The 10,075-nt window shown below is 61.9% G+C and carries 12 protein-coding genes; 1 reads left to right on the top strand and 11 read right to left on the bottom strand.

Features of this window, described 5'->3' with window-relative positions:
* Positions 1-27: 27 nt before the first annotated feature.
* The 10 genes from rplQ to CHB90_RS19425 form a co-directional block, all read right to left on the bottom strand.
* Complete coding sequence (gene rplQ / locus CHB90_RS19380) at positions 28-438, bottom strand: 50S ribosomal protein L17 (protein WP_089279499.1); 411 nt, start codon at positions 436-438, stop codon at positions 28-30.
* Between the two features lie 170 nt (positions 439-608).
* The gene (locus tag CHB90_RS19385) at positions 609-1,625 is read right to left on the bottom strand and encodes a DNA-directed RNA polymerase subunit alpha (protein ID WP_089279500.1); all 1,017 of its coding nucleotides are present in this window, start codon (positions 1,623-1,625) and stop codon (positions 609-611) included.
* A gap of 119 nt (positions 1,626-1,744) precedes the next feature.
* Positions 1,745-2,140, bottom strand: coding sequence for a 30S ribosomal protein S11 (gene rpsK / locus CHB90_RS19390; RefSeq protein ID WP_089279501.1), 396 nt, complete (start codon positions 2,138-2,140; stop codon positions 1,745-1,747).
* Positions 2,141-2,155: 15 nt separating this feature from the next.
* A complete protein-coding gene (rpsM, locus tag CHB90_RS19395) occupies positions 2,156-2,524 on the bottom strand; it encodes a 30S ribosomal protein S13 (RefSeq protein ID WP_089279502.1) in 369 nt (122 codons plus the stop codon).
* Positions 2,525-2,783: 259 nt separating this feature from the next.
* Entirely contained in the window at positions 2,784-3,431 is a 648-nt protein-coding gene (locus CHB90_RS19400; RefSeq protein WP_089279503.1) for an adenylate kinase, read from the bottom strand.
* Positions 3,428-4,795, bottom strand: a complete 1,368-nt coding sequence (gene secY / locus CHB90_RS19405) for a preprotein translocase subunit SecY (RefSeq protein WP_089279504.1) — start codon at positions 4,793-4,795, stop codon at positions 3,428-3,430. Before secY ends, CHB90_RS19400 begins: the two co-directional genes overlap by 4 nt.
* Positions 4,796-4,931: 136 nt before the next feature.
* Positions 4,932-5,402 carry a 50S ribosomal protein L15 gene (gene rplO, locus CHB90_RS19410; RefSeq protein WP_089279505.1) on the bottom strand — a complete coding sequence of 157 codons (471 nt, stop codon included), beginning with the start codon at positions 5,400-5,402 and terminating at the stop codon, positions 4,932-4,934.
* Between the two features lie 121 nt (positions 5,403-5,523).
* Positions 5,524-5,976: a hypothetical protein gene (locus CHB90_RS19415; RefSeq protein ID WP_089279506.1), complete on the bottom strand. Its 453-nt coding sequence runs from the start codon at positions 5,974-5,976 to the stop codon at positions 5,524-5,526.
* 6 nt (positions 5,977-5,982) lie between these two features.
* Positions 5,983-7,191 (bottom strand): cytochrome P450, encoded by a 1,209-nt coding sequence (locus CHB90_RS19420; protein ID WP_089279507.1) that lies wholly within the window; start codon positions 7,189-7,191, stop codon positions 5,983-5,985.
* A 68-nt stretch (positions 7,192-7,259) separates the two neighbouring features.
* Positions 7,260-8,045 carry an MBL fold metallo-hydrolase gene (locus CHB90_RS19425; protein WP_089279508.1) on the bottom strand — a complete coding sequence of 262 codons (786 nt, stop codon included), beginning with the start codon at positions 8,043-8,045 and terminating at the stop codon, positions 7,260-7,262.
* Positions 8,046-8,396: 351 nt separating this feature from the next.
* Here CHB90_RS19425 and CHB90_RS19430 point away from each other — a divergent pair, with 351 nt between their 5' ends.
* The gene (locus CHB90_RS19430; protein ID WP_089279509.1) at positions 8,397-9,647 is read left to right on the top strand and encodes a DEAD/DEAH box helicase; all 1,251 of its coding nucleotides are present in this window, start codon (positions 8,397-8,399) and stop codon (positions 9,645-9,647) included.
* A 117-nt stretch (positions 9,648-9,764) separates the two neighbouring features.
* Here CHB90_RS19430 and CHB90_RS19435 read toward each other — a convergent pair.
* Positions 9,765-10,075 (bottom strand): transposase domain-containing protein (locus tag CHB90_RS19435; RefSeq protein ID WP_141135928.1); only part of this gene is annotated, 311 nt, incomplete at its 5' end.

Consider the following 10,075-nt stretch of genomic DNA (forward strand, 5'->3'; position numbering starts at 1 on the left):
GCCTTATTGGTCATCCAGCCGAAGCGCTTATTCAGCGGCTTCTGCAACGCGCGCCTTGTCGGCGGCACCCTTGGCGTCGACATCGCGGTCGACCAGTTCGATGATCGCCATCGGCGCCATGTCACCATAGCGGAAACCAGCCTTCAGCACCCGGCAGTAACCGCCCGAACGCTCGGCGTAGCGCGGGCCGAGGATCTCGAACAGCTTGGCGACGTCTTTGTCTTCTTTCAGCTGAGCAGCGGCCTGACGGCGCGCGTGCAGGTCGCCGCGCTTGCCCAAGGTGATCAGCTTGTCGATGACGCGCTTGAGTTCCTTGGCTTTCGGCAGCGTGGTCTTGATCTGCTCATGTTCGATGAGCGAGCCGGCCATGTTCGCCCACAGCGCCTTGCGGTGCTCATGGGTGCGGTTAAGGCGGCGGTATCCTTTTGCGTGACGCATTGTCTAACTCCTAATGTGCCCTCTACGGGCGTTTTTGCTTTGTCTGGCCGCCGATGCGTGTCAGCGGCTCTCCTTGGGGCACAAGGCCCGGGTTGGCGATGTGCCGGGCTGACGCCCGGCCTACCGCATCTTGTTGGGGACGTAGGCCGAGCTTTAGCTCGGCATCCCGATTAGAACGAGTCTTCCAGCTTCTTGGCCAGATCTTCGATGTTGTCAGGCGGCCAGTCCTCGACGTCCATGCCAAGGTGCAGACCCATGCCGGACAGCACTTCCTTGATTTCGTTCAAGGACTTGCGGCCAAAGTTCGGCGTGCGCAGCATCTCTGCTTCGGTCTTCTGGATCAGGTCGCCGATGTAGACGATATTGTCGTTCTTCAGGCAATTTGCCGAACGGACCGACAGTTCCAACTCGTCCACCTTCTTGAGCAGAAGCGGGTTGAACTCCAGACCATCGTCCTCATCCTGACGGTTGGCGGACTCAGGCTCTTCGAAGTTCACGAAGATCGACAGTTGGTCCTGCAGGATGCGCGCGGCAAAGGCCACCGCGTCCTCGGGTGTGATCGAGCCGTCGGTTTCGATCTTCATGGTCAGCTTGTCATAGTCCAGCACCTGACCCTCACGGGTCGGCTGCACGTCATAGGCGACCTTCTTGACCGGCGAATAGATCGCGTCGATCGGGATCAGGCCAATCGGCGCGTCCTCGGGCTTGTTCTTGTCGGCGGCGACATAACCTTTGCCGGTGTTCACGGTAAACTCCATGTACACTTCGGCACCTTCGTCGACGTGGCAGATGACGTGCTCGCGGTTGAGCACCTCGATGCCGTTGGTCTCTGCGATGTCCCCGGCGGTCACGACGCCCGGACCCTTGCCGGTCACGGACAGGCGCTTGGGCCCTTCGACTTCCATGCGCAGCGACACACCCTTGAGGTTCAGGATGATGTCGGTGACGTCCTCACGGACCCCCGCCACGCTGGAGAATTCGTGCAACACGTTGTCGATCTGCACGCTTGTGATGGCCGCGCCCTGAAGGCTCGACAGCAGCACGCGGCGCAGGGCGTTGCCCAGCGTCAGGCCAAAGCCACGCTCAAGCGGCTCGGCCACGACCGTCGCCTGACGCGACGGATCGGCGCCCGGCTTGATCTCGAGCTGCGTCGGCTTGATCAGTTCTGCCCAGTTCTTGTGGATCATGCAGTTCCCTCCATACCTGTCAGCGCCCCATGTCCGGTAGGTGCTGACGCCCGAGGTTTCAAAACGACGGCACGAGGCCGGGCATTATGCCCGGCCCCGCGAAATTCAAATCCCGAGGATCAAACCCGGCGGCGCTTCGGCGGACGGCAGCCGTTGTGCGCAATCGGCGTTACGTCGCGGATCGAGGTGATGTTGAAACCCACGGCGGCCAGAGCGCGGAGCGCCGATTCACGGCCCGAACCCGGTCCCTGAACCTCAACCTCGAGGGTTTTCACACCATGTTCCTGCGCCTTCTTGCCCGCGTCTTCGGCGGCCAACTGTGCAGCGTAGGGGGTCGATTTCCGCGAGCCTTTGAACCCCATGGTGCCAGCCGACGACCATGCGATCGCGTTGCCCTGCACGTCCGAGATCAGGATCTTGGTGTTGTTGAAGGTCGAGTTCACATGCGCCACACCGGCGGCAATGTTCTTGGAGACCTTTTTCTTGCCGCCTGCGCGGCGTGTATCGCGTGCCATATCGAAACGCCTCCCTTACTTCTTCTTGCCGGCAATGGCCTTTGCGGGGCCCTTGCGCGTGCGTGCGTTGGTATGCGTGCGCTGACCGCGCACGGGGAGGTTGCGACGATGGCGCAGGCCGCGGTAGCAGCCGAGGTCCATCAGGCGCTTGACGTTCATCTGCACTTCGCGGCGCAGATCGCCTTCGACGGTCAGGTTCGCGTCGATAAACTCACGCACGGCCAGCACTTCGGCGTCCGACAGCTCGTTGACACGGCGGGACACGTCGATGTTGGTGGCAGTGCAGATTTCCCTGGCGGCGGCGGGGCCGATACCGTGGATATAGGTCAACGCGATCGGGACGCGTTTGTGGGTCGGGATGTTGACGCCGGCAATACGTGCCAAGTCTGTATTCCTTTCGTTGCGAGCCCGTAGCTCCAGGCCCTTTTTTCACAACGGAAGCCCGGGCCAGTTGGCGACCGGGCGTCTGTCATTACTCAGGTGATTAACCCGAATCCAATGAGTACGATTCGGGCGTGTGCTCCCTTGCGGGATGGGGCTATCTATGGGCCGACGCGCAGAAGGTCAACCCCCTGTCAAGCGTCTTTTGCGGACAGCTTTCAGAACCTCGCCAGACAAGACCCGCTGGAGAGGCAAGAACCACTCAACCGTCCAACTGCGCAGTGATGGCAGACTGGATTTCGGCGATCTCACCCATGCCATCGGTCCCGGCATGAATGCCCTTGGCATAGTAGTAGCCAACCAACGGCGAGGTCTGCTTGTAATAGGCCATCAGGCGTGTGCGCAGGCTGTCCTCGTTGTCGTCAGCTCGGCGCTTGAACTCGGCCTTCTCGCCGCACGAGGTGCAGACGCCATCCGCCGGGATCGGCTTGGTATTGTCGTTGTAGACCTCACCGCAGTTGGCACAGGTTGACCGCGCGGTGATCCGCGCCACCAGCGCCTCATCGTCGACGCGCAGTTCGATCACCTTGTCCAGTTTCTGACCCATTTCACCCAGCAACTTGCCCAGGGCATCGGCCTGGGCCAGCGTGCGCGGGAAACCGTCAAAGATAAAGCCGGGCGCTTTGACCGTCTGCAGCTTTTCGCGGATCAAGCCGATCACGATCTCATCTGTCACCAGCTCGCCGCGCGCCATGACGTCAGCGACGATCTTGCCCATCTCGGTGCCGCTGTCCTTGGCTTCGCGCAGCATGTCCCCTGTGGACAGCTGCACCAGACCGCGAGTCTCCTCAAGAATACGCGCCTGCGTCCCCTTGCCCGCCCCCGGCGGTCCCAAAAGTATAATGTTCATCGACGCGCTGGCGCTCCCCGTTTCTTGCGGCCCTTACCCTTACCGCGCAATTGCGATTTCTGAATAAGACCTTCGTACTGATGTGCCAAAAGGTGGCTCTGGACTTGTTGGATGGTGTCCATGGTCACGCTGACCACGATCAGAACCGAGGTTCCGCCAAAATAGAACGGGATCGCGTATTGTGTGCGCAGGATTTCCGGCAGCAGACACACCGCCGTCAGATAAGCCGAGCCCAGAACAAGAACGCGGTTCACCACATATTCCATGTATTCCGCCGTCTTCTTGCCCGGACGGATACCGGGGACAAAGCCGTTCTGGTTCTTCAGGTTGTCCGCAACGTCGTCGGGTTTGAACGAGACGTTGAAGGTGTAGAAATAGGCGAAAAAGACGATCATGGCGCCGAAGAACAGCAGGTACAGCGGCTGTCCGGGGCCAAAGTAGGCCAGGATCGTCGACATGATCGGGCTGGTGTCGGACCCGCCCGAAAAGGTCGAGATCGTGACCGGCAGCAGCAGCAGCGACGAGGCAAAGATCGCCGGGATCACGCCCGCCGGGTTGACCTTGATCGGCAGGTGGCTGGACTGTGCCTCTGACATCTTCATGCCGACCTGACGGCGCGGATACTGGATCGTGACCTTGCGCAAGGCCCGTTCCATGAAGACCACAAAGGTGATGACCCCCACCACCATCAGCATGACGCCGATGATCAGTGCCGGGCTGATCGCGCCCGACACGCCGGAAGAGAAGAACTGTGCCAGTGCGGCGGGCACTTCGGCGATGATGCCGACGAAGATGATCAGAGAGATACCGTTGCCGATGCCGCGCGCGGTGATCTGTTCACCCAGCCACATCAGGAACATCGTGCCGCCGACCAGCGTGATCATGCAGGCCGCACGGAAGTACCAGCCCGGATCGGTCACAAGATCGCCCGCCTCAAGGCTGACCGCCAGCCCGTAGGACTGGATCAGCGCCAGCGCCACCGTACCAAAGCGGGTGTACTGGTTGATCTTCTTGCGGCCCTGTTCGCCTTCTTTCTTGAGCTGCTCCAGCGCCGGCACCATGGCCGTCAGAAGCTGCACCATGATCGAGGCCGAAATGTAGGGCATGATGCCCAGGGCAAAGATCCCCATGCGTCCCAGCGCGCCGCCGGTGAACATCGACACCATGCCGGCCACGCCCTGCCCCGCCTGTTCGACAAACTCGCGCAGCGCCGCCCCATCGATTCCGGGCACCGGAATATAGGTGCCAAGGCGATAGACGATCAAAAGCGCGAGGGTGAAGAAGATGCGATTGCGCAGGTCGGTTGCTTTGCCAAGCGCCGCCCAGCTTGTGTTGGCGGCCATTTGCTCTGCTGCGGATACCATGCGGATCTCTCTTTTCGCTAAAACGCCGCCCGGACGGTTTTCCGTCGGGCGGCGTGCGTTGGAAAACTGTGCGACATGTAAGCGGCTGAGACGTCACTCACAAGTCACGATTGCGCCGCCGGGGCGGCGCGATGCGTTATTCCGTGGCTGCCGCTGCGGCGACAGACAGCGAACCGCCTTTGCCGGCGACCGCATCTACGGCCGACTTGGACGCGCCTGTGACGGCGATCGTCAGGGCGCCGGTGATCTCACCTTTGGCCAGAACGCGGATACCGTCCAGCTTGCGGCGCACCAGACCGGATTCGACCAGCGTGTCCTCGTTGATGTTGGCGGCGTCCAGCTTGCCTGCGTCGACGAACTTCTGGATCAGGCCCAGGTTCACGACGGCATAGGCCTTGCGGTTCGGCTTGTTGAAGCCACGCTTGGGCAGGCGTTGGTACAGCGGCATCTGGCCGCCCTCGTAGCCATTGATGGCCACACCCGAACGCGATTTTTGACCCTTGATACCACGACCACCGGTTTTACCCTTGCCCGAACCGGCGCCACGGCCGATGCGTTTCTTGGTCTTGGTTGCGCCGGGATTGTCCCGGAGTTCATTCAGTTTCATGTCGCTTCTCCATTGCCGGATGTGACCCTCGAAGCGGAATGGGCCAACCACGGCTTGCCTTGGTGTTGTGAATCGGGTCCATGGGACCACCGGGGGCGTATAGACCCGGCGCGCGGGCGTTTCAAGTGTCGATGCGCCCATGGCGAAAGGCAGTGTATCCGCCCTCGGCCAGCATCGCCCTGACACTGGGAAACGACAGGTCCAGTGCGGACAGCGCGCCTGCTTCGGTGCGGTGCACCGACACCTCAAGCAATCCGCTGAAATCGGCAAGCGACTGGTACATCCGCGCCAGACCAAAAGCCACATCGCCGGGGGCCAGAAGGACGGTCCGGATCGGCGGTGTACCCTTTGGAATGGCCCGCCCCACCCCCATCAGGATGGTCTTGACCTGTTCAAAGTTCAATTCCACCGCTGTCGCCTCCGACACGTCGATCAGCTCCGCCCGACCCAGCCGATAGTCCGGGTCGTCCATGTAAATCTGGTAGATGTCGGCGAACTGATCTGCCCGCATCGGCCCGAAATACCGCGCATACAGCAGGTCGAGGTCGGGAGAGATGCAATAGGAGATGGGCATGGGGTGTCAGCCTATAAAGATCGGCAGCGTGGCATAGCCCCGGAACCGCGCCAACGGCACCCGTGTCCGCGCGCCGTTTGACACCATATTCGGGAACCGCTGCACAAACCGGCCCAAGGCAATCCGCCCCTCCACCCTCGCAAGGCTGGCACCAAGGCAGACATGGATGCCAGTGATAAAGGCAATGTGGCGGTTGGGCTTGCGGGTGATGTCCAGCCGATCCGGATCGGGAAACACCTCCGGGTCGCGGTTGGCCGCCGCGATGGAGGTGTGAATATAGGTGCCTTTCGGTAGCACCCCGCCCGACAGTTCAATGTCCTCTCCCGCCAACCGATTGCCGATCTGCAAGGGCGATTCCATCCGCAGGAATTCTTCGACCGCCGGGGCGATCAGGTCGGGGTCGTCCAGCAACAGGCGGTGCTGATCGGGATTGTCCAGCAATAGACCGATGGAATTGCCGACAAAGCTGGTGGTCGTCTCATGGCCCGCGTTCAGCAGAAAGATACAGTTCTGGATCAATTCCTCTTGCGTCAGCCGCCGCCCGTCGTGTTCGCCAAAGATCAGCGCCTCCAGCACCTCGCCCTCATGCGCGCCGTCCGGGTTGCGGCGTCTGTGATCGATCAGATCGCCCAGGATCTCGCCGAATTCGGTGACAGCCGTGTTGCCCGCCGCGAGCCGATCCGCAGGCACCACCGGGTCCAGCGCGCCAAGGATCGCCAGCGAGTATCCCCGCAGGCGCGCACGGTACTCCGGCGGGATGCCCAGCATGAAACTGATGATCTCGGTCGGCAACTCCTTGGCGAAATCCTCGATCAGGTCCAACTCCCCCAGATCCTCGACCCGGTCCAGCAGCCGGTCCACGATACCGCTGATCAGTGGTTCGAACTCGGCCAGCTTGCGCGGTGTGAACGCACCGGAAATCAGCTTGCGCACCACCGTGTGGTAGGGCGGATCGTTAAAGATCAAGGAGGTCGTGTGATGGGTGTGCAACGGACAGCGGCCGAACTTTTCCCCAAAGGCCTCGGTCTTGTCCGACAGCATGTCGCGGCTCTGGTAGACTTTCAGACAGTCGTCATGCCGCGTCAGGTAGACAGACCCGTCCGCGTTGCGGTGGATCGGGCTTTCAGACCGCAGGCGGTGCAACACCGGATGCGGGTTCTCGATGAAATCGGGTCCGATCGCGTTGAGATCAAACCCCGAAATGTCCAGCGCCATGAAAAATGCCTCCCGCAGTCAGACTGCGGGAGGCAACGGGTTTCTGCAAGAGGCTGGATGCCTCCGCGTCAGCCAAGTTCGCCGGGTTTGTACCAATCGCCCATCTTGACCGTGGCCGCGTCGCCGACCATCTCGGCAAAGGCCGCCGGGTCCTGCGTGCCGCCATCGCGCCCGCGATAATGGTAGGGATAGACGTAGGTCGGCTTGAATTCCCGCACCGCGTCGGCGGCGGCCTCGGCGGTCATGGTGAACGGCAGGTTCATGCAGACAAAGGCCACATCGATGTTTTCCAGCGCCCGCATTTCGGGAAGGTCTTCGGTATCGCCCGAGATATAGACCCGGAAATCGTCCATCGACAGGACATACCCGTTGTCGCGGCCCTTGGGGTGAAAGTTTTCACGTCCTTCAGTGGTGTTGTGCGCCGGGATGGCGTCCACCTGCAGGCCGGTCAGGCTGGCGGTGTCGCCGTTCGACAGGACGCTGGTGTTTACCTTCATCTCTTCGGACAGCATGTCGAATACCGCCGGGTTGGTGATCATCTGCGTGTTCTCGCCTTTGAGCGCGGCCAGAACGTCGGCGTTGTAATGGTCGCCGTGCTCGTGGGTGATCAGGATCAGGTCAGCGGCGGGGAAATCGGCGTAGTCCTCCGCTGCGCCCACCGGGTCGATATACAGCGTGCCAACTGGCGTCTCCATCACGATCGAGGCGTGGTGAACCGGATGCACCAGCACTGTGCCCTGCGATGACTTGAATTCATTGGGCAGGTGTCCACCAGCGCGGCTGGCAAAAGGCAGGATCGTGATGCTGCCGGCGACAGCAGCGGTGGACAGAAAGGTGCGGCGGTTGAGTGTCATGGCATGTGCTCCGTGTTGCTCTTGGGTAATTGTTTGTTCTTGAGTAATTTAGTCCCGGTTCAAGGTGTGGCAACCTGTCCCGAACACTCTTTGATCTTGACAGATCAACACGCAACGCCCAATTAGACCGCATCGCCTTGCTCGTCGCGTGAACGGGCCGGTGGGACATGGTCCCCGGCGAAACATTCCCAAAACGATCGGGTCCCCTCACGCGCGGGCCTCACCCATGACGGCTATGGCGGCATTCGGCCCCTCGCGCGTTATTGGGTCGCCACGGCGTGTCATCGTCCACAATGGACGAGGCCCCATTCTGTGCCGTCTTTCCAAGGCGGTGCGACAAAGGACATTGATTTGACATTCGACGAACTGGGCCTTCCGGCCCGCCTGAGCGCCAACCTTGACGCTCTGGGCCTGAAAGAGCCTACCCCGATCCAACTCCGCGCGATCCCCGAGGCACTGAATGGCCGTGACGTCATGGGTCTGGCGCAGACCGGCACCGGCAAGACCGCCGCGTTTGGCCTGCCGCTGGTGTCCCAACTGATGCGCCAACAGGGCAAGCCTGACGCCAAACAGGTGCGCGGCCTTGTGCTGGCACCGACCCGCGAACTGGCCAAACAGATCCACGACAACCTGCGCGACTACGCCGAAGGCACGTCCGTGCGCGTCAACCTCGTGGTCGGCGGCGCGTCGCTGAACGCACAGGCCCAACGTCTTGCCCGTGGCACCGGCCTGCTGGTCGCCACTCCCGGACGCCTGATCGACTTGCTGGATCGTGGCGCGGTCAAGCTGGATCAGACCCAGTATCTGGTTCTGGACGAGGCGGACCAGATGCTGGACCTCGGCTTTATCCACGCGCTGCGCCGGATCGCGGCCCTGCTGCCGAAAGAACGTCAGACCATGCTGTTCTCGGCCACCATGCCCAAACAGATGGCCGAACTGTCGACCGCCTATCTGACCAATCCTGTGCGCATCGAAACCGCCCCTCCGGGCAAACCTGCCGACAAGATCGAACAATCGGTCTACTTCATCGAGCAGGCTGGCAAAGGCCGTCTGCTGAGCCAGCATCTTGCCGCGCACCGCGACGAAGCAGCGGTTGTGTTTTCGCGCACCAAACACGGGGCCGAACGCCTGATGAAGGCGCTGGTCGCCGAAGGCTTTGCCGCGATCTCTGTCCACGGCAACAAGAGCCAGGGCCAGCGCGAGCGCGCCATGCGCGCCTTCCGCAGCGGTGAGGCGATGATCCTTGTGGCCACGGATGTGGCTGCCCGCGGTCTCGACATCCCCGATGTGCGCCATGTCTATAACTTTGACCTGCCCAATGTGGCCGAAAACTATGTTCACCGCATTGGCCGCACCGCGCGCGCCGGGCGCGACGGGTCGGCCGTGGCCTATTGCGCGCCCGCCGAAATGGGTGAGTTCAAGGCCATCCAAAAGATTCTGGGCCGCGAGATCGAGGTTGGCGGTGGTACCGCATGGGCCGGTGGCGCCGCCGCCAAACCCAAAGGTGGCCGTGGTGGCCGCAGACCGCAGGGCGGTAGCGGCAAACCGAGCAGCGCACAGCCGTCGCGCGGTCGTGCCCCCCGTCGCCGTCGGGCGGCCTGATGGATTTGGGGCACGGTTGGCCGTGCCCCACACCGCTCCGTCAGGGGTCTTTTCGCTACAACAAAAAACGCCCCGCAGTCTCCTGCGGTATCCGTCCGGCGTGACCGCCGTTGACATTCAACGTGGCTGCCAATTCCACGGCGCGAGTTCGTCGATGCGGTTGATCTTGTGATCGGCAATGTGGGCCAGCACCCATGTCAGCCAGGCTTCCGGATCGATGCGGTTCATGCGGGCGGTTTCGATGAGGGAGTAGGCGATCGCGGCAGCCTTGCCACCACCTTCCGATCCCATGAAGAGATAATTCTTGCGCCCGAGAGTCAGCGGCCTGATTGACCGCTCACAGATGTTGTTGTCCAGCTCGAGTTGGCCGTTTTTCAGATAGGCCCGGGCTTTGGGCATGCGGCCGAGGGCGTAGCGAATGGCCTCGG

The organism is Antarctobacter heliothermus, from assembly GCF_900188425.1.
In the GTDB taxonomy this organism is placed as follows: Bacteria; Pseudomonadota; Alphaproteobacteria; order Rhodobacterales; family Rhodobacteraceae; genus Antarctobacter; species Antarctobacter heliothermus.